Annotated in this window: 24 protein-coding genes and 1 pseudogene; 10 read left to right on the top strand and 15 right to left on the bottom strand. The window is 67.9% G+C overall.

The features are described 5' to 3' along the window. Positions 1-23 precede the first annotated feature (23 nt). The 4 genes and pseudogenes from FHR33_RS53310 to FHR33_RS20490 all read right to left on the bottom strand — a co-directional run. Positions 24-170 (bottom strand): annotated as a pseudogene (locus tag FHR33_RS53310) (ATP-binding protein); the annotation flags it as partial. Next, the gene (locus tag FHR33_RS53305; protein WP_350655859.1) at positions 163-648 is read right to left on the bottom strand and encodes an ABC-three component system middle component 2; all 486 of its coding nucleotides are present in this window, start codon (positions 646-648) and stop codon (positions 163-165) included. The gene FHR33_RS53305 and the pseudogene FHR33_RS53310, both read right to left, overlap by 8 nt. Continuing rightward, positions 645-1511: an ABC-three component system protein gene (locus FHR33_RS20495; protein ID WP_183650161.1), complete on the bottom strand. Its 867-nt coding sequence runs from the start codon at positions 1509-1511 to the stop codon at positions 645-647. The genes FHR33_RS53305 and FHR33_RS20495 overlap by 4 nt, the downstream gene beginning before the upstream one ends. 1811 nt (positions 1512-3322) lie before the next feature. Further along, entirely contained in the window at positions 3323-3757 is a 435-nt protein-coding gene (locus FHR33_RS20490; protein WP_312895638.1) for a hypothetical protein, read from the bottom strand. Positions 3758-4289: 532 nt separating this feature from the next. Here FHR33_RS20490 and FHR33_RS20485 point away from each other — a divergent pair. The 3 genes from FHR33_RS20485 to FHR33_RS20475 all read left to right on the top strand — a co-directional run bounded on the left by FHR33_RS20485 (position 4290) and on the right by FHR33_RS20475 (position 7922). Then, positions 4290-4544 carry a hypothetical protein gene (locus FHR33_RS20485; protein ID WP_183650154.1) on the top strand — a complete coding sequence of 85 codons (255 nt, stop codon included), beginning with the start codon at positions 4290-4292 and terminating at the stop codon, positions 4542-4544. A 128-nt stretch (positions 4545-4672) separates the two neighbouring features. After that, a complete protein-coding gene (locus tag FHR33_RS20480) occupies positions 4673-5401 on the top strand; it encodes a hypothetical protein (RefSeq protein ID WP_183650151.1) in 729 nt (242 codons plus the stop codon). 475 nt (positions 5402-5876) lie between these two features. Beyond that, positions 5877-7922: a restriction endonuclease FokI C-terminal domain-containing protein gene (locus tag FHR33_RS20475; RefSeq protein WP_183650148.1), complete on the top strand. Its 2046-nt coding sequence runs from the start codon at positions 5877-5879 to the stop codon at positions 7920-7922. 853 nt (positions 7923-8775) lie between these two features. Here the strand turns inward: FHR33_RS20475 and FHR33_RS20470 are convergent. Further along, positions 8776-9150 carry a hypothetical protein gene (locus FHR33_RS20470; protein ID WP_183650146.1) on the bottom strand — a complete coding sequence of 125 codons (375 nt, stop codon included), beginning with the start codon at positions 9148-9150 and terminating at the stop codon, positions 8776-8778. Between the two features lie 591 nt (positions 9151-9741). Next, positions 9742-11175, bottom strand: a complete 1434-nt coding sequence (locus tag FHR33_RS20465) for a WGR domain-containing protein (protein ID WP_183650143.1) — start codon at positions 11173-11175, stop codon at positions 9742-9744. Between the two features lie 334 nt (positions 11176-11509). Here FHR33_RS20465 and FHR33_RS52720 point away from each other — a divergent pair, with 334 nt between their 5' ends. Beyond that, entirely contained in the window at positions 11510-12706 is a 1197-nt protein-coding gene (locus FHR33_RS52720) for a cytochrome P450 (RefSeq protein ID WP_312895637.1), read from the top strand. A gap of 19 nt (positions 12707-12725) precedes the next feature. Here FHR33_RS52720 and FHR33_RS20455 read toward each other — a convergent pair whose 3' ends face one another. Together FHR33_RS20455 and FHR33_RS20450 are read right to left on the bottom strand one after the other, a co-directional pair. After that, complete coding sequence (locus tag FHR33_RS20455; protein ID WP_183650137.1) at positions 12726-13397, bottom strand: response regulator transcription factor; 672 nt, start codon at positions 13395-13397, stop codon at positions 12726-12728. Further along, the gene (locus FHR33_RS20450; protein ID WP_183650134.1) at positions 13394-14587 is read right to left on the bottom strand and encodes a sensor histidine kinase; all 1194 of its coding nucleotides are present in this window, start codon (positions 14585-14587) and stop codon (positions 13394-13396) included. The genes FHR33_RS20455 and FHR33_RS20450 overlap by 4 nt, the downstream gene beginning before the upstream one ends. A gap of 108 nt (positions 14588-14695) precedes the next feature. Between FHR33_RS20450 and FHR33_RS20445 the strand changes: the two genes are divergently transcribed. Genes FHR33_RS20445 through FHR33_RS20435 form a run of 3 tightly spaced genes read left to right on the top strand, consistent with a single transcriptional unit; the run spans position 14696 to position 17936 of the window. After that, entirely contained in the window at positions 14696-15628 is a 933-nt protein-coding gene (locus FHR33_RS20445; RefSeq protein ID WP_183650131.1) for an ATP-binding cassette domain-containing protein, read from the top strand. Continuing rightward, entirely contained in the window at positions 15625-17163 is a 1539-nt protein-coding gene (locus tag FHR33_RS20440; protein WP_183650128.1) for an ABC transporter permease subunit, read from the top strand. The genes FHR33_RS20445 and FHR33_RS20440 overlap by 4 nt, the downstream gene beginning before the upstream one ends. After that, positions 17160-17936 (top strand): ABC transporter permease, encoded by a 777-nt coding sequence (locus FHR33_RS20435; protein ID WP_183650124.1) that lies wholly within the window; start codon positions 17160-17162, stop codon positions 17934-17936. The genes FHR33_RS20440 and FHR33_RS20435 overlap by 4 nt, the downstream gene beginning before the upstream one ends. 1 nt (position 17937) lies before the next feature. Here the strand turns inward: FHR33_RS20435 and FHR33_RS20430 are convergent, their stop codons facing one another. Beyond that, the gene (locus FHR33_RS20430; RefSeq protein ID WP_183650121.1) at positions 17938-18519 is read right to left on the bottom strand and encodes a 3'-5' exonuclease; all 582 of its coding nucleotides are present in this window, start codon (positions 18517-18519) and stop codon (positions 17938-17940) included. Positions 18520-18583: 64 nt separating this feature from the next. Here FHR33_RS20430 and FHR33_RS20425 point away from each other — a divergent pair, with 64 nt between their 5' ends. Genes FHR33_RS20425 through FHR33_RS20415 form a run of 3 tightly spaced genes read left to right on the top strand, consistent with a single transcriptional unit; the run spans position 18584 to position 21004 of the window. Then, positions 18584-19108 carry a PadR family transcriptional regulator gene (locus tag FHR33_RS20425; protein WP_183650118.1) on the top strand — a complete coding sequence of 175 codons (525 nt, stop codon included), beginning with the start codon at positions 18584-18586 and terminating at the stop codon, positions 19106-19108. Then, the gene (locus FHR33_RS20420; protein ID WP_183650114.1) at positions 19101-19754 is read left to right on the top strand and encodes an ABC transporter ATP-binding protein; all 654 of its coding nucleotides are present in this window, start codon (positions 19101-19103) and stop codon (positions 19752-19754) included. The genes FHR33_RS20425 and FHR33_RS20420 overlap by 8 nt, the downstream gene beginning before the upstream one ends. Next, positions 19751-21004, top strand: a complete 1254-nt coding sequence (locus tag FHR33_RS20415; RefSeq protein WP_183650111.1) for a hypothetical protein — start codon at positions 19751-19753, stop codon at positions 21002-21004. Before FHR33_RS20420 ends, FHR33_RS20415 begins: the two co-directional genes overlap by 4 nt. A gap of 17 nt (positions 21005-21021) precedes the next feature. Here FHR33_RS20415 and FHR33_RS20410 read toward each other — a convergent pair whose 3' ends face one another. The 6 genes from FHR33_RS20410 to FHR33_RS20385 form a co-directional block, all read right to left on the bottom strand. Beyond that, entirely contained in the window at positions 21022-22233 is a 1212-nt protein-coding gene (locus FHR33_RS20410) for an FAD-binding oxidoreductase (RefSeq protein WP_183650108.1), read from the bottom strand. A gap of 44 nt (positions 22234-22277) precedes the next feature. Then, positions 22278-22751: an RrF2 family transcriptional regulator gene (locus FHR33_RS20405; RefSeq protein ID WP_183650105.1), complete on the bottom strand. Its 474-nt coding sequence runs from the start codon at positions 22749-22751 to the stop codon at positions 22278-22280. 16 nt (positions 22752-22767) lie between these two features. Continuing rightward, entirely contained in the window at positions 22768-23382 is a 615-nt protein-coding gene (locus tag FHR33_RS20400; RefSeq protein ID WP_183650102.1) for a GNAT family N-acetyltransferase, read from the bottom strand. A gap of 83 nt (positions 23383-23465) precedes the next feature. Then, entirely contained in the window at positions 23466-24200 is a 735-nt protein-coding gene (locus FHR33_RS20395) for a DUF4097 family beta strand repeat-containing protein (RefSeq protein WP_183650099.1), read from the bottom strand. A 79-nt stretch (positions 24201-24279) separates the two neighbouring features. Next, positions 24280-25083, bottom strand: coding sequence for an LLM class flavin-dependent oxidoreductase (locus FHR33_RS20390; protein WP_183650096.1), 804 nt, complete (start codon positions 25081-25083; stop codon positions 24280-24282). 81 nt (positions 25084-25164) lie between these two features. After that, the gene (locus FHR33_RS20385) at positions 25165-25506 is read right to left on the bottom strand and encodes an anti-sigma factor antagonist (protein WP_183650093.1); all 342 of its coding nucleotides are present in this window, start codon (positions 25504-25506) and stop codon (positions 25165-25167) included. Positions 25507-25514: the final 8 nt, after the last annotated feature.

Genomic DNA, 25514 nt, shown 5'->3' with positions numbered 1-25514 from the left:
ATCGACTTCAGCGCTTTTCTACCAAGCATGAAGTCTATCGCTTCGACAATGTAAGACTTACCGGTGTCTGAAGCCCCGTATATCACTGTAAGGCCTGGCCCAAACTCGACCGTTGCGTCGGGAACATCCTTGCCGATAAAGGTGAGGCGCGTAAGTCGTAGTCTACTCATCGGACGCCCCCGTATCGTGGTTAGGTGCCGAGTCTACGAATCCCGGCCAGCGGCCGAGTGTGGACATTCTTTCTCGAATGTCGGCAGGGTTAGCATTTCCGAAGGCCTCAATGACCCAGTCTGCACGGCTTCTCAATTGTTGCATGTAAGAGGACTCAAGTAGTTCTACGAAACCATGCGCATTATCGGTTGCTGCGTAACCGATTCCCCCACGGCCGATCTGCAAGGTAGCCAATCTCGCTCGTATCATGACTTGCAGACCAAGTTCTAGAAGGTCACGCTTCACTGTTATCTCGCTAGCGTGGTTCGGCACATCAGGATGTAGACTTTCCGGGCCTCCGAATTCCTCGGAGTGCAATAGGCTGTAATCGAAAAAAACTAAAGAATCAATGTCGTATGCTTCCGGAAAAGCGCTAGCAAGGATGGTTAGGACGCGTAGACCAGTTTCTAGTGGCCCGTTAAGAGGATGACTCGTCATTGCTCTTCACACCAGACAAGTCGATCTGTGTTGGCGAGCTGGTGGCAGATCCCACGCTTGTCTCTCGGATTAGACACGGAGATAAGAGCGTTCGAAGTTAGGTTCAATGCCGCCGCCATCTCCAAGACTCGTGTTAGCCGCTCCATTCCATCTGGATAGGAGCGCTCTTGAGTCTCGATAACGCCGTCATGCACCTCATCCTGCAATTCCTCAAAGGTTCCGGGCATCACGCTATCCCGAGCAAAGAGTCTCAGCGCCTCAGCGCTGTAAAATGCCTCACGTTGCCGAGAAAAGTGCTTTGAAGCTTTCGGATGGTTTTTGATGCTTGCGACACCTTGTATGGCCATGCCGAAGTGTTCGCCATAAACATCGAACAAGTGCGCAATGTATCGACTCTCATTCTCCGCTGGCATCTCCGGCGGAGTTTCGATAGCTGGTCGCGCTGGAAGAGGGCCACCGAAGCGGTGGGCATAGTACGGGGTACGCTTATGAACCGTCAAGATCTCGTGTACTTCGCTTGATTGAAATACGTTGTACTCAATCGTTTCAGCCAGGGCACGAATTTTGTCAACCAGGCTGCCATCAAGTCCTGCCCCTAGGGGCTTGTCTCCATCGAACTTCTCTAGAAATTTTGCGCGAAGCTCGCTAGGCCTACTCAGCATTCTCTTCAGGGTCTGACCGCATCCCTGAGGGGCTAGGAAGTAGTATCTGCGCGGCATTGTGTAGTGACCTTCAACGACAGATCGAATGAGCTTGAAGATCTCAGGGTAAGCGTCGCTAGGCATCAATGCTTCGACGTAGTGCTTACATTGGAAACAGTCCCATTCCCCCTCGAAGCCATCCGGAGTCAGGAAGGCTGCCACATCCGCGCCACGATCGTTCGATCCGCCGATGCGCTTGATCTGAAAGTAGTCTTCTTGTAGTCCTGTCGCCCACTCAAGGATGAAATCTTCCCACTCGTCAGGTTTGTAGAAGTGAATTCTCTGCTTCGGAGTGGGTGGGGGGGCCGCCAGCGAGATTCGCCACAGTGGTCACTTGACCCTGAGGTGGTGCAGGCATGTCGGAAAGAGGGGTCGACGGATCTCCCAGAGCTTCGTGTGACACGCCTCTTCCTTATCTGTGGTCGCAGCGCCCGCTTCACCAGAAAGTGTCAAGTATGCCACTTTGAGCGAGCTTGAGCGAGAGGTGTTTCCGCACGACTGATTAGCTTTCCGGCATCGCATAGACTGAGCAAGGGTGGATTTGTGCCTTTTTGCGAAGGCTGGCCGGTTAGGGCTTGTGACTGCTGCGCTGGGCGTGGGAGCCGAGGAAGGGGCTCGCGAGCGGTAACCGGTCCTTCGTACTGTCAGGCCCGTCCCATTACTTGCGACTGCGACTGACTGGCCATGAATGACGAGTTGGCCTTGGCCTGCTCGGCAAGCCACGTGATGGAGGAGAACGACTAACCCGGAGATCGACAGGGACGGACCCGAGTGGTCATCGCGTAGAGCCATGACGATTGCTGACTTCGGTGTCTGTTGCAGGGGGTTGGGGCGATCGGCTGCCGCGCCCCTGCCACTGAACAGAGTGGTGCTGGTGACGACATCGCTGACGACAACGCCAGCTTCCGTCAGCGCACGGGGCACCCGTCCACCACTCTCTGACCTCGTGTGGGGCAAGACGATCAGGGTGATTGCTCCGCCGGAAAAGCGGAAGGTCATGCTGCCGCGCGGCTTCCGTTCCTCGGGCCTGGCGGCCCTGCGGTACGGGTCCACTTGCCACCGAAGCACGAGGGCTAAGCGCCGATCTTGCTAACGGGAGTGCTATCTACGGCTTCGGATGGCCCCGGAGAGCCGTGGACGAGCCGCCCCTCTTCATGTCGCCCGAGCAGGCATCCGCGAGCATGGTGGACGTCCATGGACGATCAAGTTCTCACTCGTAATTATGTGTTCGGTTGCGGCCGAGGACGATCGATGGTGTCGGTCTTCCCCTAAACAGGGCGGTCGGTTGCTGCGACCCTCCTCCGTTGGGCCTTACCGCCGAGCGGTCTGAGTTATGGCCCGATGTGTTCGGGGAAGCCTTTCCGGCGAGTTTTGTAGGATATCTACACATGTGCCATATGATCGGCTCATGCCACGAGGGCAACATCGACAGCCGGCTCGCGGAGGCTTTCACCTCACGAAAGAACAGCTTGCCCTGCTCACTGTGGCGAGCTTGTTCGTCGCTGTGGTCTCGATGACTACCGATGTGTTCGGAGCTTTCAAAGGTGACCCAGCTCCAGCTGGCGTCGCCGTCACCCCCCGAGCGGCACGGACGCAACTCCCGGTGGTTCTGAAAGACATGCGCGTGATTGGATGGAAACGGCACGGAAGGTATGCACCAACACCTTTTCCGACGATTTTGATGCTTGGCGCATGTGTTACGACCAGATCGTCAGACATGCTGAACTGTCTGTGGTAGGAAGACCTGTTCCCAACCAAGTCGGGGTGCCACGTAGTATGACTCGGTGATCGACGGTGACGGCCTCGCGTACGAGATGGCTTTCTACCAAGCGGTGAAGTGCTGTACAGCAGTGCCGTACAACAACCCTACCTCGCACGATCACACGTCGCCGAGCCGCATCTATCGGCCTGAGCAGGGACGGACGTCAGTGACGAGACGCCCGCCCTTCCCTTGTAATGAAGTGGTCTGAGATTTAATCGGGAGGGAGTGTTGGCTTTTCGTTCTGCTTCACGCGCACCGTCACCTCTGCTCGCGGCGCACGGAAGGTCAGACGCATCGTGAAGGTATCCAATGTGAACAGATCGCTGCCGTCCCAGTCGAAACAGCTGACCTGGCCGGGCGGAGCATGGGGGTGGGTGGACACATAGTCGTGTCCCTCCCGGTCCTCGCACCACTCGAGGAGGCGGGCATCCTCGAACCGGAAGACCACGACCGGTGTCCCGGCCAACTCGGGCGGAGTCCACTGCGAGTCGTAGAGGAACTCCAGCTCCAGCACCGGCGGACGGCCGGGCTGATAGGTCAAGCGCCTGAAGTCGGTGTCGTGGAGGTAGACGTGGGCGCCCTCCGCGGTCCAGAACTCGTACAGCCCTGTCCTGAGGGTGACACCACGATCTTCGTCCTCGGCCACGCCGGCGAACCTAGTCACTGACATGAGGACATGGTCCTACAGACTGGAACGTCCTCGGCAGGCTCCGGCGGAGCGGTGACAGCAGCGTTCCACACGCGGGCTCACCTCGGCCGCCGTCCGCCGCCCTCTGACCACGACATCCGGCACCCGACGAGGACGATCGCTCCGCCTGAAGGGGAACTCGTCGGCAGGTGATTGACCGTTCATCACGTCAACCAGGTCGTCATCCGTTAGACCAAGGTCGAAGGCGTTACCCGCCTACCGCGGATCCCAGCCGCGATCACGGGCTGTATGTATGGTCGCCGTTACGAGTGCTGGCTGTATGGCGATCGTTCGCTCTCCGCATCACCCGTCCGGCCGGGGGTACGGAAGCGACACCAGGAGAACAGGCGCCGGGGCCTCGGCCAGTTCCACCGCGAACGTCAGCGGCCCCCAGCTGTTCGCCAGGCAGTACGTGGGCTTACGACGGACCCGCCAGCGGAAGGTGGTGCCGTCCACGGTGATGAGCCGTGATCCCTTCTTGGGGATCGCTATGAAGCTGCATCCTGCTCTGTTCCAGCACGGCTCATGGGAACGCCGAGGCCAGTTAGAAATGACGCGAGTCGATCACAACGTAATCCCTGTTCAGGGTGCTGATCGACAGGTTTCCATAGGCGGCTGGTTACCTCCTTCAGTGGGTTTCGTCGACCAGGCACTCAGCGGCATCGAAGATCGCCTCACGGATCATGCCGGAAGCCTAGCTCTGTTACGTAGTGTGCCCATGTGGACGAATATCGGTGATGATTGATGCCTTCATGTTGAATAATGACCCTTATGGGAAATCTTCGCCCCGAGGAAAGATGGGTTCTGGCATGTATCCGGGCCGCGCTTCCTGGGATGAATGTGCGTCAATATGACGATGGTTCAGAGCCAGGTATGCACGATCTCAACCTGTTCTCTCAGGACCGAGCGCTCCGGGGAGCGGTGGAGGTCAGCGCGGCGGCTGACGGCGGCTCCATCGAGCTGTGGAAACTGGTGAATGGTCAGGGGCGCCGTATCTACTCCGGTCTTGCTGGGGGATGGTTCCTGAGACTCCAGCCGTCGACACGTGTGAAACCTCTTCTTCGGGCGCTTCCCGCGCTGCTTGCTGACTGGGAACAGCGTGGGATCCGGGAGTTCTCCCGGTGGGACAGCAGCGACCCGACCTTCGCGCGAGCCTTCAAGCTGAGCATCGTGGATGCTAACCAGAGCGGCACCGATTTCCCTGGGAGTGTGTACTTCACCATCGACCTGCCGCCCGACAAAGCGGGCGGGTTCGTCGCCGAAACTGGGGATGCCTTGGCTCAGTGGGTGGGCGACTGGCTGTGGAAGGCCGGACAGGCGGATGTCCTCCGCAAGCTCGCCAAGTCCGCCGCGCCGCGCCGCCATGCCTTCGTTCTGTTCCCCGGCTTCACCACTGCCCCCTTCAAGGTGGCTGACCTCTTGATGCGAGATTCCGCGCCGCTCCCGACGGTCGCGCCAAGTCTTCCCGCCGAGGTGACAGACGTGTGGGCCATGAGCACGTGGAATTCCGGTGACGGGTTCCGGTGGTCGGCGGATGACGGCTGGGTCAGGTTCACGAAGGTCCTGGAGATCGATTCCTGGGAGATCGCCTCCGCTGGCTGAGTCAGGTCCAAGGAAGTGCTGTACAGCAGTGCGGTACAGCAACATCGTCTTACGCGATCATACGGCACCGGCCCGTATCCACCGCTTCACCAGGGCGAATGAGCACTGACGAGGTGTCTGCCCTTCCCTTGTAAACAGAAGGTCAGGGGTTCGATTCCTTAGTCGGCTCCGGTGAGATCCCAGGTTGAATGACTTCGAGCCTGGGTTCTCGTGCGCTGTGGCACGTGTTGCAGCGGCAGAGGCTACGAAGGCTTGTGCGGGGCGATACGTAAGCGGGGGCGTTCTCGGTGGCGTCGTCCGCTTGTCGCCCAGGGGCTGCGGTCCGCCCCAGACGGGTCTTCGCGTGCTTCGCCTCGAGCAAGCTGCCGCCCGAGCTGTGTGCTTCAGTGACGGCGTTCTGAGTACTGTGCCGTCGTTGTCGGCGGTTCCGTCTACTCTCGGGCAGGGATACGAGTACCGCAGCGAAGGGGAGCAGATGAGCCAGCCTGTACCCGCCAAGCAGTGGCATGACCGGAGCAATTCCCTCGGCTACATCCAAGGCGGTACGGAAGCCCAGGCGGATCTGCTCCGACAGGTGCTCGTTCAACTGCCGTGCGACGGCGCGGAATCGCTGGAGTGGCAGACGCCGGAGGGAAAGCGCGTCGGCGTCCGCTGCGAGGACCTGTGCCGGCGGGTGCTCTCCACTCCGGGCCTCGCCGAGCGGTCGGATGGAGGCCAGTGGCAGCCGAGCGCCTACGCGCAGCAATGGCTGGAGAACAAGGACAACTCCTTCCTGGCCGCTCACCTGCACGCCAACGTGAAGTTCATTGGCGAGCTCCTCCTGGCGATCGGAAATCAGACGAAGCACGCGGACTTGTTGGAGGTGGCGACGGAGACGTACGGACTGAACTGGACAAGCCTGTCACCCGTGCGGGACCGCACGGGATGGCTCAGGAGCCTGGGGATGATCGAGCTGTGGGGCCAGCGGGTCGTCAGGACCGAGCTGGGAGACGCTCTGCTGGAGATTCTCCCGCTCTGCCCACCTGGGAGCGCCCAGGGAGAAGAGGAGGAGGCCGCCGAACCGGACGGTGGCGAAGAGGGGCGGCTAGCGTTCTTCGGCGATTCCCTGCAGTTAGAGCAGGTCGACCTGAGGAACCGTCGCGCGCTGATCGGCTACATCCCCCGAGGGAACGCTTCCGACAGCCGCGATGGGGACTCGACGCTGACTGCGAGCGCCGCCCTGCGCAGGCTGGTGGCCCTATTGGGCGACGGAACGGGGCTCGAGGAGTTCGGTGAGCAGTGCGGCAGTGAGTTCGGCATCAGCAAGACGTCCTTCACCTCGACGATGCACGCCCTGCGGCACACCGGACTCGTCGAACAGACGTCGTTCAACCACTTCGCACCGAGCGAGGACGCGCACCGACTCGTCGACGAGGGGAACGAGCGACTGCTCGCCGCGTATCTGCATGTGCGGTATCTGTTCTTCGGTGAGATCCTGCGCCACCTGGGTAAGCCCACGACCACCTCGGCGCTGGTGGCCGTGGCGAAGGAGATGTACGGCTACACCCAGGCGTCGAACGGAGAGGTCCGTCTCAGGCTCTCCTTCCTCCAGGACGCGGGTCTCGTCGAGCGGGTGGACTGGCAGCGGTTCCGCGTCACTGCGGCCGGACGGAGTTTCGCCAAAAACCTGACACTTCAACTGCCCGTCGAAGCAGAACCGGAAGAGACCGATCTGGCAGGACCACAGAGCGTGCCCCCTGCGTCGGGACCCGCAGCGGTTATCGCTCAGCTGCGGCAGTACGGCAATGTCGGCACGGACAGTCGGGATTTCGAGGCGGCCGTCGCCCGAGCCTTCGCCTTCCTCGGCTTCCAGGCCGAGCACCTCGGCGGCTCGGGCCGCACGGACGTCCTGGGCATCGCGCAGCTGGCCACGAAGGATCGCTACCGGATCATCGTTGACGCGAAGAGCTCAGGGAGCGGCCAAGTCGCCGAGTCTGGAGTCAAATTCGACGCGCTGCGTGACCACAAGCGCAAACACAAGGCCGATCACGTGGTCGTCGTGGGGCCGGAATTCGCTCCACGGCTCAAAAACTGGGCGGCGGAGAATGAGGTCATCCTTCTGCGTATCGAGGACCTCGCCGCACTGCTCGACCGCCACTCGCGAAACCCCATGCCCCTCACCGAACTACGGGACGCCTTCTCCCACATCGACACGTTCAGCGACGACCTGGCCGAGCGGTACCAGGCGCTGGAGCGTCGCTCGCTACTGATGCGCAGGATCATCGACCTGGCCTTCCAGGAAGCCGTGGACGAGGACCCTGTCGATGAGGGGTACATCAGTGTCGAGAACATCATCTATGCCTTGCGGAAGGAGTTCACTCCCCGCCCGTCCCGGCAGGAGGTGGACGAGCTGATCGCGTTCTTGTCGGATCCCGTCGTGGCAGCGATTGAGTCCACCAAGGGCCGCCACAAGCTAATCGACTCACCCCGGAATCTGGCGCTACGCCTGGCCGGTCTGGGTGGCACTGTCGCCACGGACTAAGGAGGACGGCCCGCCGCTCAACATCAGCGTTGGTCAGAGCACATAGGCATCTTCAACAGCTTCCCCTAGCCTAAAGCGGGCGCTGCAGGACTGCCGCGCCGCTTCCGGTGCTCGGGACTTGGCGGCCCTGCGCTCCGGTCGGCTCGCCATGGGGCAACGCGGGTGCTGTCCTCGTTACGACCCGGCGTGGGCTGGTTTATCGCCGTCCCTTTCCCCGTCAAGCCTCCAGCCGTCACGTCCGGCATTAAGGCCAGGCCGCTGCGCGGTCGACGAGCCGAGCCTTGACCCTCGGCGCTCTGGCTTGGGCTGGCCAGCTCCAAGGAGGACGGGCAAGATCAGGGCACAACGAGGGCACATGGCACCAAGCAATGACGACAGAGGATGAGGCACAGCGAGAGCCGGATGTCCAGGTCAGAGCCTAGATCACCACTCGCGCCGAGTTCGCGATCACGCACCACGCAGTTCACGAACTACTGCTGCTGTACAGCACTTCGTACAGCAACCCCGCCACACGTCCCCGACGTCCGTCGCACTGTGCCGCACCTTTGATCTGCACGGCAGGGCTGTCGTCGTGGCTATGCCTGCAGTTCGCATCGAAGTGGTCAAACGCCGTGACGATCGCTCACTTCGCTACTCGCCGACCGTGGTTGGGGCGATCGACGCCGAGGCCCTCCTTCATTGGGACTCGGCACCAGGTGACCATGGCTGAGGTGACGGCAACGCTGACAGCAATGTTCCTCACCAGTGGCACACTTCCGCCACCGTCGAGCACTCTCTATCCGCAGCTCATCGGGAAGCAGCAGGGCGATTGCTACACCTGAAAAGCGGACGGTCGTGCTGGACACTGAGGAAGTTATCTCCGCATGAAAGGGGCGTCGTAGGCAGGCGGTTGGCCGTTCATCAACTCGGTCAGGTCCTCATCAGTGAGTGCAAGCTCGAAGGCGTTGCCTGCTTGCCGCGGATCCCAGCCGTGACCGAGCGCCGTGCGTATGGTCGCCGTCACGAGCGCCGGCCGTATGGCCATCGTCCGTTCTCCCCACCACGCGTCCGGCCGTGAGCAGGGAAGCGACACCAGAAGGACGCGACCCAACGTGTCGGCCAGTTCCATCGCGAACATCATCGGGCCCCAGCTGTTCCCCTGGCAGTACGTGGGCTTGCGACGGACGCGCCAGCGGAATCTAGCGCCGTCGACGGTGATGAGCCGCGAGCCCTTCTTCGGGATCGCCATGAAGCAACCTCCTGCCCTGTTCCGTCACTGTTCCGTGGGATGGCAAAGAGCAGCGAGAAACGACGAAAGCCAGTCGCAACCGTAACTCCTGCTCAGGCCCCTGGTCGACAGGTTTCCTCAGGTGGGCGGGCGGGGCGCCGGAGATCACCCAGATCTACGAGGGCACCAACCAGATCCAGCGCATGGTCATGGCCCGCCAGCTCCTGAAGTAGAAGCACGGTCTTTCAGGCTGTGACACCGGAGGGAGTGCTCCCCCCAGACCCCCACAAAAGCATGGGCCTTCGCTTTGGGCGCGCTTCGCGCGTGAGGGCTCCGGGCGGGGTGTGGGGGCCGAGCCCCCACACCCCCCGGCGGGGGGTGTGGGGGCCGAGCCCCCACACCCCCCGGCGGGGGCCTGCCGGCCCCCGCGCCCCCGGACGCGTTGGCGCTTGGATGGGGAAGAGGCGTGGGCGTGGTTGGCGCGGCCATCCGAGTGGAGTTGCGTCGTGTCGTGGCCGGAGGGGAAGCAGAAGAACCCGTCTCGTGGCCTGTGGCGACAGGCAAGCTGCGGGGTCGTTCACGGGGCAGCCGCCGCAGAGGCGCCCGATGGGGTCAGAGCAGGCGCCTGATCTCGCCGTAGGCCCGGTAGAAGCCGCCTCGCCCAGCGGAGCGGATGCCGTCGACCAGGTAGCGGGCGCCCGCCTCCCGGACGGTCTTGGGGAACTGCACGTTCCATGACTCGTAGCCGGGGCTGACCACGCGGACCCGCAGCCGCTCGCCCTCCTTGACGCACTCCACGACCACGCCGTCGCCCGCGCCGTCGGTCTCCAGCACCCTCTCCCACACCGTCTCCAGCGTGGTGGACGGCTCGACCGCCTCCAGCGACGCCGCCGCCTTGACGTCCACCGGCTGGGGGACGCTGCCGGCCCGGGCCGCGGCGATGGCCGCCTCGCTGGCGTCGATGCAGACCAGGGAGCCGTCGGTGGTGACGATGTAGAGGCGGTCGTCCAGGAACTGCATGGAGAACGCCGATCCGCAGCCGGTGGCGAGCTTCCACAGCCGCTCGCCGGAGGCGTCGAAGCAGTAGACCGAGGAATGGTTGTCGCCCGCGAAGACATGGCGTCCGCCGGGCGAGGTGGCGCAGGAGTAGACGGCGCCGTCGCACTGGTAGACCGCCTCCACCCGGCCGTCGCTCTTGGCCAGGCGGTGGACGGTGCGGCGGGCCGTGCCGGCGTAGACCGAGCGCTCCTCCTGCCAGCCGAACAGCACGTCGCCTGCCAGCTTGTTCTCCCAGACGAGCGTGCCGTCGGAGGTGTCGTAGCGGGCGACCCCGCGCGAATGGCCGTGGTAGACCGCGTCCCCGTCGCACCTGACCATCCAGGCGGAGTCGCCGGCGCCGGTCCGCGCCCACTGGAACTCGTCCTCGTAGTCGATGGTGGTGATGCGCCCCGCCCGGTCGGAGACGCCGAGCACTCCGTCGTGGATGTCCAGCCAGTAGATGTCCACGTCGGCGGCGATCTCGTACGCCGACCTCGGCACCTTGCCGCTCAGGTCGTACACGCGGCCGTCGTCGCACCCGGCATAGATCCAGAAGTCGTCGGCCACGATGCACTTGACGCCGTCGGGCAGGCGGAAGCGGCCGGTCACCGTGCCGGAGTGCGTGACGGTGTAGACGTCGCCGCGCTGGTTGCCGACCCAGCAGCGTTCGCCGTCCACGAAGATGCCGAACGCGGCCGCGCCGCTGTCGAAGCGCCACAGGACCGGCGCCTGCTGGGCGGTCGAGCGGGTGCTGGCGATGGCCCTGCGGGTGACCGCCCGGCGCTGGCGCACTCCGCGCAGGGCGGGCGCGTAGCCCTTGCGTGTCTTCTCGCCGATCTTCTTGGCCGCCGCCGCCTGGGCCTTCGCTTCGGTGGGGAAGGCGGTGACCTTCGTCTGACCGGATTCGCCGATGCGCCCGTAGGTGATCGTGACCTGCGTCCCCGCCACGGTCACCTCATAGAACTTGTGCGCTCCGCCGCCGTCCTCAGACAGCTCGAGGTAGGTCATGTCCGCTTCTCCAGATGTGCCCGGCTTGATCAATTGCACGGGAGACTAGAGCACCGCCACGACAGAAACCTCGCCCTGGGCCGTACGCCCGAGGCGCTCCCAGGCCGATGACTACTCGCGACGACCGTGCGAGACCACCGTGAGGCCCATGACCTCGGCGACCCGCCCGCGGTCCGGAGCGTGGTCCATCGTGAGTGGCTCCAGCCGGACAAAAGGTCCATGGAGCACGGGAGCGTCGAGACGCGACCAGGCGATTGTCGATCGTGAGATGTCGGGGCATGTGCCGGTTCTTCAGATCTTGTACGTGACGCACCTCACCCGCGAGCATAGGCGCGTGAACCCACAGGCTTTCTACCGCGACCCGTACCCCGTCTACGCCGAGGCTCGCAGGGCTCGCGGGCTCACCTTCGTGCCCGAGCTGGGCGCCTGGCTGGTCAGCAGGCGTGAAGACGTCCGCGAGGTGCTGAGCAAGCCCGAGCAGTTCTCCTCCGCGCGCGCCTTACGGCCGGACTACCTGCCCGGCAGGGCCGCGCTGTCGGAACTGGTCAAGGGGTTCGGCGGGGTGCAGGCGGTGCTCACCGCGGACGGCGAGGCGCACCGGCGGCTGCGCCGCCCCCTCTCCAGGGGACTTTCCCCCGCCAGGGTCGCAGCCGCGCTCCCGTTCGTCACGGCGCGGGCCGAGGCGCTCATCGGCTCCTTCGCCGGCGACGGCCAGGTCGAATGGATGGAGGCCTACGCCAGGCCCCTGCCCGCCGACGTGATCGGCCACCTGATCGGCTTCGACCCCGCCGACACCCATGGCGCGATCCGCGGCGCGCAGCGAGCGGAGGACCTGCTGTTCACCGAGCTGACGGAGGCCGAGCAGGTCGACGCGGCGAAGGAGATCGTCGCTCTACAGCACCTGCTCGACGGCTACGCCCGCGCGCGCAGGGGGGATCCGCGTGACGACCTCATCACCGAGATGGTCAGGGACCTGGCCCCCGGCTCCGACGATCTCACGCTCGACCAGCGCAAGGAGATCGTCTCCAACCTCCAGAACCTGCTGCTGGCCGGACACCTGACCGCGACCGCGCTGCTCGGCACGGTGGTGCTGAACCTGCTGCGCGACCGTCGCCAGTGGGAGCTGCTGTGCGAGAAGCCGGAGCTCGTCTCCGCGGCCATCGAGGAGGCGGCCCGCTTCGAGGCGCCCATCCAGGGCTTCAGGCGTACGGTCACCACCAAGGTGACGCTGAGCGGCACCGAGCTGAACGAGAACGACGTGCTCTTCGTCGCCTTCGCCTCGGCGGGCCGTGACGCGGACGCCAACGCCCGCCCCGACGAGTTCGACATCACCAGGCCGGCCTTGCGCAACCTGTCGTTCGGACACGGCCCCCACGGCTGCCCCGGCTCGCACCTGGCCAAGGAGCAGGTACGCATCACCCTGGAGATCCTGATCCGCGACCTGCCCGGCCTCCGCCTGGCCCGCACGGACGTCACCATGGCCCCCACCCTCATCCACCGATCCCCCGAGGAGCTCTTCCTCGCCTGGTGACGGCCCACGCCCTGCTCGGTCAGGGGCCAGGTGGGCCGGTGATGCGGTAGCCGACGCCTGGCGTCGTGGTGATCACCGAGGGGTGGCCGAGTTTGCGGCGCAGCCTCCCGATCGTGACGGTGACGGTGTTGGTGAGCGGGTCGGCGTGTTCGTCCCACACCTGTTCGAGCAGGTCCTCCGTGCTCAGGAAGGCGGGGGTGGCGCGAAGGAGGGCCTCGAGCAGGGCGAACTCCTTGACCGACAGGTCCAGGTGGCGGCCGTCGCGGGTCACCGTACGGCGGAGGGGGTCGAGTTCGATGCCGGCCGCGCGCAGGGTGCGGGCGCGGGCGGAGGGCTGGCGGCGGGCCAGGGAGCGGATGCGCAGGACCAGTTCGGGGAAGTGGAAGGGCTTGGCGAGGTAGTCGTCGGCGCCCAGGGACAGGCCGCTGACGCGGTCGCCGGGGGAGCCCGCCGCGGTCAGCATCAGGACCATGACGCGGTCGTCGCGTTCGGTGATCATCTGGCAGAGGGTGTCGCCGTGGATTCCCGGCAGGTCGCGGTCGAGGACGACCACGTCGTAGGCGTTGACGTCGAGTTTGGCCGCGGCCTCCAGGCCGTCGTGCGCCAGGTCCACGGCCATGCCCTGGTCGCGCAGGCCCTCGGCCAGCACCTCGGCGAGCGCGCGGGCGTCCTCGACCACCAGCACCCTCATGCCGGGACCCCGGTCCTCGCGGCGGCCAGGGGCAGCGAGATGGCGACCCGCAGGCCGCCTTCGGGCCTGGCCGCGAGGTCGAGCCCGCCACCGTGCGCGGTGGCGATGGCGGCGACGATCGACAGCCCGAGCCCTGACCCGTCGCCTGAGCCGGTCCGGTCGGCGCCGAGCCGCTGGAACGGCTGGGCCAGCCGCGCCACCTGCTCCTGATCGAGGAGCCGCCCGCCCGTCTCGACCACGAGCAGCGCCGTCGTGCCGTCGGTCGTGGTGGCGACTGTGATCCAGCCGCCCTCGTCGTTGTGGGTGATCGCGTTGTCGATGACGTTGTCGGCCATGCGCGACAGCAGCGTCGCGCTTCCCTGTGTCCAGGTGTCGTCGTGCAGGTCGCCGTCGTGGACGGTCAGGCGCCTGGCCGCGATGTCGGCGGCCCTGGCGTCCAGGGCCGCGCGCACCGTACGGCCGAGCGAGATCGTCGAGCGGTCCGACATGGCGCCGTGCTGGGTGCGGGCCAGCAGGAGGAAGCCTTCGAGCAGCCGGTCGACCTGGTCGAGCTCGATGCGGAGTCGGTCGGCGAGCGCGACCGTCTGCGGGGGGACGGGCTCGGGCTTGGCCACGGCGACGTCCAGGGAGGCCCGCATGGTCGCCAGCGGGGTGCGCAGCTCGTGTGAGGCGTTGGCGACGAACCTGCGCTGCGCGGCGAAGGAGCTCTCCAGCCGTTCGAGCAGCTCGTCGATGGTGTCGGCGAGGTCCTTCACCTCGTCGGCGGGGCCGGGTACGGCCAGCCGTTCGTGCAGGTTGTCGGCGGAGATCCGGCGCGTGGCCGCGGTGATCGTCCGCAACGGGCGCAGCACCCGGCCCGCGATGATCCGGCCCAGCACGATCGACACCAGCGCCATGACGGCCAGCGCCACCGCCGAGCCGACCAGGAGCTGGTGTGACTGACTCTCCCTCGCGCCGGCCAGCTGGCTCTCGAGCAGCGAGATGCGCTCATGGGCGGCCGCCAGCGTCGAGTTCCTGGCGGGAGGGCCGCCCCCTGGCGCGACCTCGCTGATCCGCGTCGAGCCCAGGCTCACGAGGTTGGTGATGACCAGCAGCGCCGCGCCGGACAGCAGGAACAGAACACCGTACAGGGCGGTGAACCGCACCCGGACGGTGCGGGCGGGCAGGGCCAGGCGTCGCGCTGTCCTCATCGGCTCTCTCTCGTTCGTGCGGAGCTCCAGGATGCCGCCCAGGACCTAACAACGACATGACGGCCTCTGTTCGGCCCACGTTAGGGCGGCTTCCGTACAAACGGAGCCATGCGAGCAACCATTGAAGTCAACGACGTGCGCAAACGCTTCGGGTCCACGGTGGCGCTTGACGGGATGTCGTTCACGGTGGAGCCCGGGCAGGTCACCGGCTTCGTCGGGCCCAACGGCGCGGGCAAGTCCACCACGATGCGGGTCATCCTCGGGCTGGACGCGGCCGACTCGGGCAGCGCGCTGATCGGCGGCAGGCCGTACCGGAGCCTGCGCAGCCCGCTGCTCCACGTCGGGGCCCTGCTGGACGCCGGGGCCCTGCAGCCGAGCCGTTCGGCCCGCAACCACCTGCTGTGGCTGGCCCATTCACAGGGGCTGACCGCCGGGCGGGTCGACGAGGTGATCGAGCGGGCGGGCCTGGGTCAGGTGGCCAGGCGGAAGGCGGGCGGCTTCTCCCTCGGCATGCGCCAGCGGCTCGGGATCGCCGCCGCGCTGCTCGGCGACCCTCCGGTGATCATCCTGGACGAGCCCTTCAACGGCCTGGACCCCGACGGCATCGTGTGGATGCGCGAGTTCCTCGGCGAGCTGGCAGGACAGGGCAGGGCGGTGCTGGTCTCGAGCCATCTGATGAGCGAGCTCCAGGACACCGCCGCCCACGTGGTGGTGGTCGGCCGAGGCAGGGTCATCGCCGACACCAGCGTGGCGCGGCTGCTGGCCGAGGTGTCGGGCGACAGGGTGACGCTGCGCAGCACGGCCCCGCAGGAGGCGGCGAGGGTGCTGGAGCAGGCGGGCGCCACGGTGGCGGCCGTCGATCGCGACACGCTCACCGTCTCGGGGCTGCCGGCGGAGCGCGTGGTGACGCTGCTCGGCCGGTACGCGGTGCCCTTCTCCGAGGTGACGGCGCACCGGGCGACGCTGGAAGAGGCCTACATGAACCTCACCAGGAACGCCGTCGAGTACCGCGCCACCACGGGCCAGGAGAGCGCGCGATGAGCGGGCGTCACGATTTCACGCGCCTGCTGCGGGCCGAGTGGACCAAGTTCAGGACGGTTCTCGGCTGGGTGATCACCATGGTGCTCGCGGCGGCGGCCGTCGTGCTGCTCGGCCTGTTCTCGGCGTCGGGCAGCCACGCCTCGTGCGGCGCGGGCCCTGTCGAGATCGACTGCCCCGAGCCCCCGCTGGGGCCCGAGGGCCAGGCGGTGAGCGACAAGTTCTTCTTCGTCCACCAGCCGCTGCAGGGGGACGGCAGCATCACCGTCCGCGTGACCTCGATGACCGGCCAGATCCGGCTGCCCGACCTCACCCCCGGCGTCAGAAGGGTCGCCCCGGGGGTCGTGCCGTGGGCGAAGGCAGGGGTCATCGTGAAGGACGGCATGCGGCAGGGCTCCGCCTACGCCGCGCTGATGGTCACGGGTCGGCACGGGGTGCGGATGCAGCACAACTACACCCACGACGTGGCAGGACGTCCGGGTGGCGTCTCGAAGAAGGACCCCCGCTGGCTGCGGCTGACCCGCTCGGGCGACACCCTCACCGGTGACGAGTCGGCCGACGGCAGGCGGTGGAGCACGGTCGGCACGGTACGGCTGGCCGGGCTGAGCGACACGGTGGAGATCGGGCTCTTCGCCACCTCTCCCTGTGACCTCCTGGTGAAGCAGGGCGATTTCGGCGGGAGCATCGGGCAGTGCCGCTTCACCGAGGCCACTGCCGACTTCGACCAGGTCAGCCTGCAGGGCAGGACGTCCGGCGACGCGTGGCGCCAGGACGACGTGGGGGTCACCGAGGCGCCGGACGGCGCACCCCACCACCCTGGCAGGTTCGAGCGGTCCGGTGGCACGTTCACCGTGACAGGGGTCGGCGACATCGCGCCGCACGTGGAGGGCGAGAGCATCGAGAGCACCCTCACGGGTGTGCTGGCGGGGCTCGTCGTGGTGGTCGTCGTGGCGGTGCTGTTCGTCACCGCCGAGTACCGCCGAGGGCTGATCCGCACCACTCTGCTCGCCAGCCCCCGGCGCGGCCGTGCGCTGGCGGCCAAGGCCGTCGTGATCGCCGCGGTGACGTTCGTGACAGGGCTGGCGGCCGCCTGCGTGGTGGTCCCGGTCGGCACGCGCATCCTGCGCGCCAACGGCAACTACATCCTGCCGGTGAGCCTGCTCACCGAGGTCCGGGTGGTGGTCGGCTTCGCGGCGTTGCTCGCGGCCGCCGCCGTCCTCGCCCTCGCTCTCGGCGCGCTGTTCAGGCGCGGCGCCGCGGCGGTCGCCGCCGCCATCGCGCTGATCCTGGTGCCCTACCTCCTCGCGACCACCTCGGTTCTGCCCGTCGGCGCGGCGCAGTGGCTGGTGCGGCTCACCCCCGCAGCGGGCTTCGCGATCCAGCAGAGCATCCCGGAGTACCCGTACATGACGGGCCACTACGCCCCATCGGCCGGCTACTACCCTCTGCCGCCGTGGGGTGGCCTCGCCGTGACCTGCGCCTACGCCGCGATCGCTCTTGCCGCGGCCATCGTCCTGCTGCGCAGGAGGGACGCGTGAGAAGGGAGCTGCACGCGGAGTGGACGAAGCTGCGCACCAGCCAGGGCGCGGGCTGGCTGCTGCTCGCCCTCGTCGCGCTGACCGTGGCGGCGAGCGCCGCCGCGGTGGCGACGGTGTCCTGCCCGCCGGAGGGCTGCGGCCACGACGCGCCCAGGCTCAGCCTCGCGGGGGTCCAGCTGGGCCAGGCGGTCGTCGCTGTCATGGCCGTGCTGATGATCAGCGGCGAGTACGGCACGGGCATGATCCGCACCACCCTGACGGCGATGCCGCGCCGCATGACGGTCCTGGCGGCCAAGGCGGCCATCCTCACCGGGCTGACACTGGCCGCGGGGACCGTCGCCGTGCTCGGGTGCGTGCTGACGGGGCGGCTCATCCTGCCGGGCAACGGGTTCGTCCCCGCGCACGGCCAGGCGCTGGTGTCCCTGGCCGACGGGCCGACACTGCGCGCGGCCTGCGGCTCGGTCCTCTACCTCGCGCTGGTCGCCCTGCTCAGCCTCGGCGTCGCCACCGCCGTCAGGGACTCCGCGACGGCCATCGGGGTGGTGTTCGGCCTGCTCTACGCCTTCTCGGTCCTGCCCTTCATGGTCGCCGACCCGGACTGGCAGACGCTCCTCTGGAGGATCTCGCCGATGAACGCGGGACTCGCCGTCCAGGTGACGACCAACGTGTCAGGACTGCCGCTCAGCCCGTGGGCGGGCCTCGGCGTGCTCGCCGCATGGGCCGGCTTCGCCCTCCTGGGCGGCGGCCTGCTGCTGCGACGGCGCGACGCCTGACTCACGCGGGGGCGGCCGTCAGCCGATCCGCGTGCCGAGGGTCGAGGGACACCAGGTGGAGGGTCAGGGCGGCGATGTTCCACGCGTCGTCCTCTCCACGGTGATGGCGTCCCTCCAGCGGAAGCCCCGCCACCTGCAGGGCCTGCGCCATCCCCGGGCGCTTTCGCAGTTCGTACGCCTCGGTGAAGACCGCCTTCACGTTCGTGTGCCGCCGGCCGAAGGGGTAGGGGGCGCCGGTCGCCTGGCACTGGCGGGTGAACTGGTGGCGGTCGTAGTCGCCCCAGCTCGCCCACGGCCGCCTTCCTGCGGCGTGCTCGGCGGCCAGCAGGCGGCAGGCCTCGGTGAAGGTGAGGCCCTTCTCCACCTCCTCCTGCGTCAGGCCGGTCAGTTCGGTGCAGAAGGCGCTCACAGTGGAGCGGGCGGGCCGGACGAGAACGCGGTGGCGGGAGACCCGCTCACGCGTGTGGAGGTCGACCACGGTCAGCCCGATCTCGATGATCTCGCTGACCGCTCCCGGTGGTGGCCGGCCGTCCCAGCAGGTCGCCTCCACGTCCACGACGTTCAACAGCTCGCTGTTCTCCATGCCGCCGAGATTAGGTTCAGCGAACTATTCATTCAATGAATACATCGTGTGTATAGTCGCGATCATGTCAACCGGACATGTCCTGCTGGGCCTCCTCGTCGAGCGCCCCAAACACGGCTACGAGCTCAAGAAGGAGCACGATCACCGCCTGCCCGGCTCCCGTCCCCTCGCCTACGGGCAGGTCTACGCCACGCTCCAGCGCCTCGAACGCGACGGCTGGGCCGAAGTGGCCGAGACCTTGCAGGAGGGCGGCCCCGAGCGGACCGTCTACGCCATCACCGATGAGGGGAAGGCGGAGCTCGACGGCTGGCTGGAGCGGCTCGAACCTCCCGCGCCCCATGTGGCCAGCCCGCTGTTCGCGCGTGTGGTCGTCGCGACGCTGGCCGGCGGCGGGGCCGACGGCTACCTGCTCAGGCAGCGCGCCGCGCACCTGGCACGGATGAGGGAGCTGACGCTGCGGAAGGCGGACGGCACGCCCGCGCAGGTCCTGGCAGCCGACTACGCGCTGCAGCACCTCGACGCGGACCTGCGCTGGATCGAGACGGCCATCGCCAGGCTGGCCGACCTGAAGGAGGAGATCGATGCTTGAGGCCCGCGCGCTGCGCAAGTCCTTCGGCAGGACGACAGCCCTGGAGGGCGTCTCCCTGTCGATCGGCGAAGGGGAGATCGTCGCGATCACCGGCCCGAGCGGGTCGGGCAAGTCGACGCTGCTGCACTGCCTGGCGGGGATCATCCGGCCGGAGGCGGGCGAGGTCACGTTCGGGGGACGGCGGGTGGACAGCCTCGACGACGCCGGCCGTACCCGGTTGAGGAGGGAGAGCTTCGGGATCGTCTTCCAGCACGGCGAGCTGGTGCCCGAACTGAGCGCCATGGAGAACGTGGCCCTGCCGTTGCTGTTCGGCGGGCACGCCGGGCAGGAGTCCCTCCGCAGCGCGATGGAGGCGCTGGAACGGCTCGGCGTCGCCGACTGCGCCGAGCGACTGCCGGGAGAGCTGTCAGGTGGCCAGTCGCAGCGGGTGGCCGTGGCGCGGGCGCTGGTGGCGGGTCCGAAGGTGGTGTTCGCCGACGAGCCGACGGGAGCGCTCGACTCCCTGGCGGGGGAGCTGGTGATGAAGGAGCTGGTCCGTACGGCGGAGGCGGCCAGGATGGCCCTGGTGATCGTCACCCATGACAACCGCGTGGCCTCCTACGCCAACAGGGAGATCGTGCTCAGAGACGGGCGGGTGGCGGGATGAGCGGGCAGGGGCACGCGCGACCGGTGGGCAGGGGGCGCCTGATGACCGCGGGGGCGGCGCTCGCCACCCTCCTCCTCGGCGCGGCCGTCGCGCTGCTGGAGCTCGGCCTGCTCTCGAGCCGCGAGGATCTGTGGCGGACGCGCGACGACGCGCCGCTGATCGCCGCCCTCGCCCTGGCTCTGATGGCGGTGCCGGCCGCGGCCTTCGTCCACCAGGTCAGCCGCCTGGCACAGGCGACGGGCGAGCGGCGGCTGGCGGCGCTGCGCCTCGCGGGCGCCACGGCCGGTCAGGTACGGCTGATCGCCGCGCGCGAGAGCGGCAGGCACGCTCTGGCGGGCGCGCTGCTGGGCGGCGCCGCGGCGCTGGCGTTCGCCCTGGTGCTGGGTGTCAGTCCGTGGTGGACGCTGGTCGCGCCGCCCGTCGTGGTCCTCGGCGGCGTGCTGTCGGGCCTGATGGCGGGACGTCACGTGATCGCCTCTCCGCTCGGCGTGGTACGGCGGGCCAGGCTGAGACAGCCTCGCGCCCTCGACCTGGTCCTGCTCCTGTTGGGCGGCGGGATGATCACGGCCGGGTTTGTCCTGAAGCACTGGTTCATCACCTCCGTGCTGGTCGGGGTGGGAGCGGTGGTCCTGGTGTTCGGGCTGACGCTCGCCGCGACCTGGCTGATCAGGGCATCGGCCAGACGCGCCGGCCGCAGGGCGGGCACCGCCGAGGCGCTGCTCGCCGCCCGCCTGGTCGAGGCCGACCCGAGGGCGTGGGCGCGCACGCTGTCGGTGGTGGGCCTGACGGTCTTCTTCGGCGCCGGAGTGACCACCCAGCAGACGATCGTCCTGCTGAGGGACGTGAGCTCCTCCTTCGAGGCGGGCTACAGGCTGGTCTACCTGGCCCTGCTGATCGCGCTGGTCACCTCGGCCGGCGCGCTGGTGGTGCACCAGGCCGAGGACCTGCTGGACCATCGGCGCTCGTTCGCGGCGCTGTCGGCCGCAGGAGCGCCCGGCGACGCGCTCGGCCGGGTGCTGACCAGGCAGGCGCTGATCGCCGCGACGCCCGTGTGCGCCGTGGCGGCGGTGGCGGGCGTGCTGGTCGTCGTGCTGCCGCTCGTGGACGTCTTCCCCTGGACCGGTCTGCCCCTCACCCTCGGGCTGGCCGGGGCCATGGCGGGGATCGGGGTGCTCGGCGCGAGCCTGGTGGCCAGGCTCGCCCGCCCGATCCTCGCCAGGGCGCTGCACCCGGGCGCGCTCCACCGCTGACCGGGGCGCCCCGGCGATCATCCCGCCAGGACGGGGTAGTTGCTGCGGAACACGTTCGCGGGGTCGTGCCTGCGCTTGATGTCCCGCAGCCGCTCGAGCGTCCCTGCGGGGAAGGCCGCGGCCGCGCTCTCATCCGGCGACAGGAAGGTGAACGGCTTGCGCCCGCCTTCGGCGATCTTCCGCTGCTTCTCCTCCACGCCGGGCAGGCCGAACATGTAGAGCAGGTACGGCTCGTCCACCTGGCCGGCGGCGCTGTCGGAAGGCCTGGCAAGCGCGCCGCCCAGATGTCTGATCTGCACGCTGATCAGCGGGTCGATGGGCATGATCCGCTCCAGGATCCCGTCGAGGTCGCCGAGCAGCTGGGCCCTGGACGCGCCAGGCCCCGGGTCGGTCGGCTCGCCGGTGATGTCGCCGAGAGAGGTGAGCGGCATCGGGCCCCTGGTGTCCGACAGCGCGCCGCCGATCCTGTCGAGCGGCGCGAGCAGCTCGCTCGCGTCCTCGCCGAGGTAGGTGGAGTCCACGGCGACGAACGGCGGTGAGCCGGGGAAGCTCAGCAGGTCGAGCCAGACGGTCAGCTCGTCGGGGGCCGTCGCGGTGATCTCCTTGAACGCCTCGAGCACCTCGGCGGCCCGGGAGGCGGGCCACAGGACGCGCCCGCCGTACAGGTGGGGTGCGGGGTGGAGGTCGAGCTCGATCGCCGTCACCAGCGCGAAGTCCCCGCCTCCGCCGCGCAGGGCCCAGAAGAGCTCGTCGTCACGGGAGACCTTCGAGCGCCTGCCCTCGGCGTCGACGATGTCGAAGGCGCGCACGCTGGAGGAGGCGAAGCCGTGCTTGCGGGAGAACCATGACAGGCCGCCGCCCAGGGTGTAGCCGGTGACGGTGACCACGGGGGAGCTGCCCGGCAGTCCCGTCAGGCCGTGCGCGGCGGCCGCGGCCTGGAGCTGACCCCACCTGACTCCCGCGCCGACGCGCGCCACCCTGGCGGCGGCGTCGATCTCGATGGCGGTGAGGCCGTGGGTGCGCAGCAGGATGGTGTCGGCGACGTCGCCGCTCGCGCCGTGCCCGCTCGGCTGCGCGGTCACCGCGAGCCCTTCCCTGCGGGCCAGGCGGACGGCGTCGATCACGTCGTCGACGGAGCCGACCTCGGCCACGGCCCTGACGGGCTGCTTCACGGCGAGGTTCCACGGGGTGACGGCCTGGTCGAAGCCTTCGTCTCCAGGGAAAATCATTTGTATTCTCCATCCAGAATATCCAGAATTACGACATGGACCGATCAGGTCCGCGCGAACCACGCGCGGGTGCTGTCGGGCGTTCCGGGGAACCGGCTCTCGACGGTGTTCCTGATGTCGGCCAGGGTCTGGCCTGCCAGCTCACGCCGCCAGGCCAGCTCGGCCTTGCGCATGGCCTGCGAGATCACGCAGTTCTTCTTGTAGTCGACGTGCGGACTGCCGCCGGGGCCCGCCCTGAGGATCTGCTCGCACCTGAACGCCTCCTCGCCTCCCTCGATCGCCGTCACCACGTCCATGAGGGTGATCCGGTCGAGGGGGCGGGCCAGGCGGAAGCCACCTCTCGGGCCCGAGGTCGAGGTGAGGATCCCGGCCCTGGCCAGGGCCTGGAGCTGCTTGTTGAGGTAGGCCGTGGGCAGGTTGTAGAAGGCCGCCAGCCTGGCCGCCGTCATCGCCTCGCCCGTCTCGATCCACGAGAGGTTGAGGCAGCTGTGGAGCGCCCACTCGACGCCCTCGCTCATCCGCATATTCTGGATACTACACGTCCAGAATGGTGCGCGCCATAGTCGAGCCCCACGTATCCGGACGCAGCACCGAGAAGCCCATCGCCTGGTAGAAGGCGAACGCTCCGGTGTTGCCCTCTCCCACGCCCAGGTGCACGCCAGGCACCTGCCGTACGCGCAGGGCCTCGAGCAGCGTCTTCATGAGCTGCCTGCCCAGCCCCGCGTCCTGTCCCCTGGGCAGGACGTCGATGTGCAGGTGGGCGGGGAAGCGGTCGTACAGCTCGTCGGGGGTGGGCCTGGCGTTGTGGATGCGTTCCACGCACCACCAGTCCTGGGTGCCGTTGCCGGGGTCGGCGGCCATCGAGAGGGGGTAGCGGGCCCGCAGCCCCGGCCACCAGTGCTCCTCCGTCCAGTGCTCGAAGGCCACGGTGTCGGCCGTGGCGATGATGTAGCCGAGCACGCCCTGCTGGTCCACGGCGACGAAGCTGAGCCCAGGATCGGCGACGGGGTACGGCCCCGCGTAGATGTGCGCGAGCAGGTCGGGATCGCGGTAGAGCGCGGTGGCGTCCTTGCCCGAGTCGCCCGTCTGGAGGCACACGCGGTACATCCCGGGCAGGTCGTAAGGCTGGAAGGGTCTGATCTCCACCATCTGGCTCCCCCTGGCGCAATGTCGAGACTGCGAGAAGGTACCAGGCGCTGTGCGGCATCTGTCGGACCGCCCCAACGGATGTGCTACGTCCGGGCGACGCGCACGTCTCCGTCCTCGCTCCTGGCGACGATCGTCCTGGCGCTGGACCTGCCCGCGTCCTTGAGCTCCGTGCGGGAGCGGCCGTTGCGGCTCACCGCGGTGATCCCGTACTCGCCTTCGGGCACCGCCACCGCCACCCCGCCCGAGCGTGACTGCGTGTCCACCTTGCCGGGGGGAGCGGCGAAGCCGACCGTGATGTGGCCTTCGCGCGAGCGCGCCCTGACGTCGGCCGAGCGGGTGGCCCTCGACTTGATCGCCCCCTCGTGCGTGCGCAGGCGCAGCGCGCCGGACAGTCCCTCGGCGACGATGTCGCCGCCGGTGGTGGAGACCGCGACGTCGTCGGCGAGCCCGGAGAGCGTCACCCTCTCGTCGCCCCCCTCGACGACCAGATCCACCCCCGGCGGCAGGTGGACGGTGTAACGGGCGGCGCAGGTGTCGAACACGACCGTGCAGTCGGTGCCGAGCGCCAGCGTGCCGCCGGCCAGCTCCCACCTCGACCTGCCTGGATTGTTCGCCACGCCCTGCAGCCAGCGCTCCACCTTCACCCCCGAGGCGTCGCCTGGGACCACGCGCAGGCCGCCCAGGCCGACCTTGATCGTGAGTGCCGTCCCGCTGAGCGGGAAGGTTCGGGCCTCGTGCCGCTCGGTCCTGTCGAGCTGGAAACCGCAGGCGCTCAGGCTGATCAGCCCCGCCACGGCCAGTGCCGTCATCCGCTTCATGACAGCGATCGTGTCGCCGATCTCCCTCGGTGCTATCGGCCATCCGGACGATCTGCCATCGGCCGATCGTCCAGAGCGATCACAGGGCGGACAGCACCTTCTCGACATGGGCGAGCGGGTCGTCGCCGACGGGGCGCAGCACGACGGTGTCCGCGCCCGCGGCCCACAGCGCCTTGACGGCCTCGGCCGCCTGCGCGGACGTGCCCTCGGCGGCGAACACCTCAGAGGGGTCGACCGACAGGAACTCCGCCGCGCCCGCCCTCTGCCCCTCCAGGTCGGTGGTGTCCCCGACGCACAGGTGGGTGAAGACGATCAGCTCGTGCTCGCCCGAAGGCGAGATCTGCTCCAGCATCGGGGCGATCGAGCCTGGACCGAAGCCCTCGGGCAGGATCGTGCCCTGCGCCACCCTGCCCGACAGGGCCAGCGAGCGGGGGCCCTTCACCCCGGCCACGACCGGCGGCACCACCGCAGGCGGGTGCACCAGCCGCACGCCGTCGAGCCTGCCGCCGGTCACCGTCTCGCCGCGCAGCAGCGCCCGCACCGACGTGATCGTCTCCTCCAGCAGCGTGAGCGGGGACGGCGAGGCCGCGCCGACCTGGCGCATCCAGTCCTGCACACCGTGCCCGACGCCGCCGACGAAGCGTGCGGGGAAGAGCCTGGCCAGGTTGGCGAACTCCATCGCCAGCAGCATGGGGTTGCGCAGCGGCGCGGGCGCGATGCCGAGGCCGACCCGCAGCCGCGAGGTGACGGCGAGCGCGGTGGCCGCCGAGGTGAGGCCGCCGGTCCAGCCCAGGTCCTCCACCACCCAGAGGTCGTCGACCTTCGAGTCGAGCGCCCGCGCGAACGGGACCAGCCGCTCGGGCGGCAGATCGCGGTCGAACATCACGCCAAGCCTCATAGGAACCCCCCCAGTGTCGACGCGTCACCATCCTGGCGGATGGAGATCGCGTGCGCGCGGCGGGGGTCAGGCGGCGAGGGTCTGGCGGGCGCCGTCGACGGTGTCGGTCAGCTCGAAGTGGCGGTCGAGGTTCGTGATCGCCAGCAGATGCGGGATCATGCCGGAGCCCACCACGAGGATGAGCCGCCCGTGCATCTCCTTGACCCTGGTCAGCGTCGAGACCAGCAGGCCCAGGCCCACCGAGTCGCAGAACGGCACCTCGGTCAGGTCGATGGCCAGCTGGGGGCCGTGCATGGGCGCCAGGACCTGGTCGAGCTCCTCACGTAGCAGGGGGACGGCTGCCATATCCAGGTCACCTATTGCTTGAACCAGCGCGAAACGACCATCCGTCCATGACCTGACCACCATGGTAGAAA

Source organism: Nonomuraea dietziae, from assembly GCF_014195505.1.
Lineage (GTDB): Bacteria > Actinomycetota > Actinomycetes > Streptosporangiales > Streptosporangiaceae > Nonomuraea > Nonomuraea roseola.
Note: the sequence above shows the minus strand (reverse complement) of the source record. Positions and strands in the feature narration are given on the sequence as shown.

Excerpts from the sequence above, each read along its gene's own strand:
- FHR33_RS20390 (WP_183650096.1), bottom strand. The coding sequence starts at position 25,083 with ATGTTCGACCGCGATCTGCCGCCCGAGCGGCTGGTCCCGTTCGCGCGG.
- FHR33_RS20420 (WP_183650114.1), top strand. The coding sequence starts at position 19,101 with ATGCTTGAGGCCCGCGCGCTGCGCAAGTCCTTCGGCAGGACGACAGCC.
- FHR33_RS20395 (WP_183650099.1), bottom strand. The coding sequence starts at position 24,200 with ATGAAGCGGATGACGGCACTGGCCGTGGCGGGGCTGATCAGCCTGAGC.
- FHR33_RS20440 (WP_183650128.1), top strand. The coding sequence starts at position 15,625 with ATGAGCGGGCGTCACGATTTCACGCGCCTGCTGCGGGCCGAGTGGACC.
- FHR33_RS20480 (WP_183650151.1), top strand. The coding sequence starts at position 4,673 with ATGCACGATCTCAACCTGTTCTCTCAGGACCGAGCGCTCCGGGGAGCG.
- FHR33_RS20425 (WP_183650118.1), top strand. The coding sequence starts at position 18,584 with ATGTCAACCGGACATGTCCTGCTGGGCCTCCTCGTCGAGCGCCCCAAA.
- FHR33_RS20430 (WP_183650121.1), bottom strand. The coding sequence starts at position 18,519 with ATGGAGAACAGCGAGCTGTTGAACGTCGTGGACGTGGAGGCGACCTGC.
- FHR33_RS20470 (WP_183650146.1), bottom strand. The coding sequence starts at position 9,150 with ATGGCGATCCCGAAGAAGGGCTCGCGGCTCATCACCGTCGACGGCGCT.
- FHR33_RS20445 (WP_183650131.1), top strand. The coding sequence starts at position 14,696 with ATGCGAGCAACCATTGAAGTCAACGACGTGCGCAAACGCTTCGGGTCC.
- FHR33_RS20450 (WP_183650134.1), bottom strand. The coding sequence starts at position 14,587 with ATGAGGACAGCGCGACGCCTGGCCCTGCCCGCCCGCACCGTCCGGGTG.
- FHR33_RS20465 (WP_183650143.1), bottom strand. The coding sequence starts at position 11,175 with ATGACCTACCTCGAGCTGTCTGAGGACGGCGGCGGAGCGCACAAGTTC.
- FHR33_RS53305 (WP_350655859.1), bottom strand. The coding sequence starts at position 648 with ATGACGAGTCATCCTCTTAACGGGCCACTAGAAACTGGTCTACGCGTC.
- FHR33_RS20415 (WP_183650111.1), top strand. The coding sequence starts at position 19,751 with ATGAGCGGGCAGGGGCACGCGCGACCGGTGGGCAGGGGGCGCCTGATG.
- FHR33_RS20400 (WP_183650102.1), bottom strand. The coding sequence starts at position 23,382 with ATGGTGGAGATCAGACCCTTCCAGCCTTACGACCTGCCCGGGATGTAC.
- FHR33_RS20405 (WP_183650105.1), bottom strand. The coding sequence starts at position 22,751 with ATGAGCGAGGGCGTCGAGTGGGCGCTCCACAGCTGCCTCAACCTCTCG.
- FHR33_RS20455 (WP_183650137.1), bottom strand. The coding sequence starts at position 13,397 with ATGAGGGTGCTGGTGGTCGAGGACGCCCGCGCGCTCGCCGAGGTGCTG.
- FHR33_RS20475 (WP_183650148.1), top strand. The coding sequence starts at position 5,877 with ATGAGCCAGCCTGTACCCGCCAAGCAGTGGCATGACCGGAGCAATTCC.
- FHR33_RS20410 (WP_183650108.1), bottom strand. The coding sequence starts at position 22,233 with ATGATTTTCCCTGGAGACGAAGGCTTCGACCAGGCCGTCACCCCGTGG.
- FHR33_RS20485 (WP_183650154.1), top strand. The coding sequence starts at position 4,290 with ATGAAGCTGCATCCTGCTCTGTTCCAGCACGGCTCATGGGAACGCCGA.
- FHR33_RS20385 (WP_183650093.1), bottom strand. The coding sequence starts at position 25,506 with ATGGTGGTCAGGTCATGGACGGATGGTCGTTTCGCGCTGGTTCAAGCA.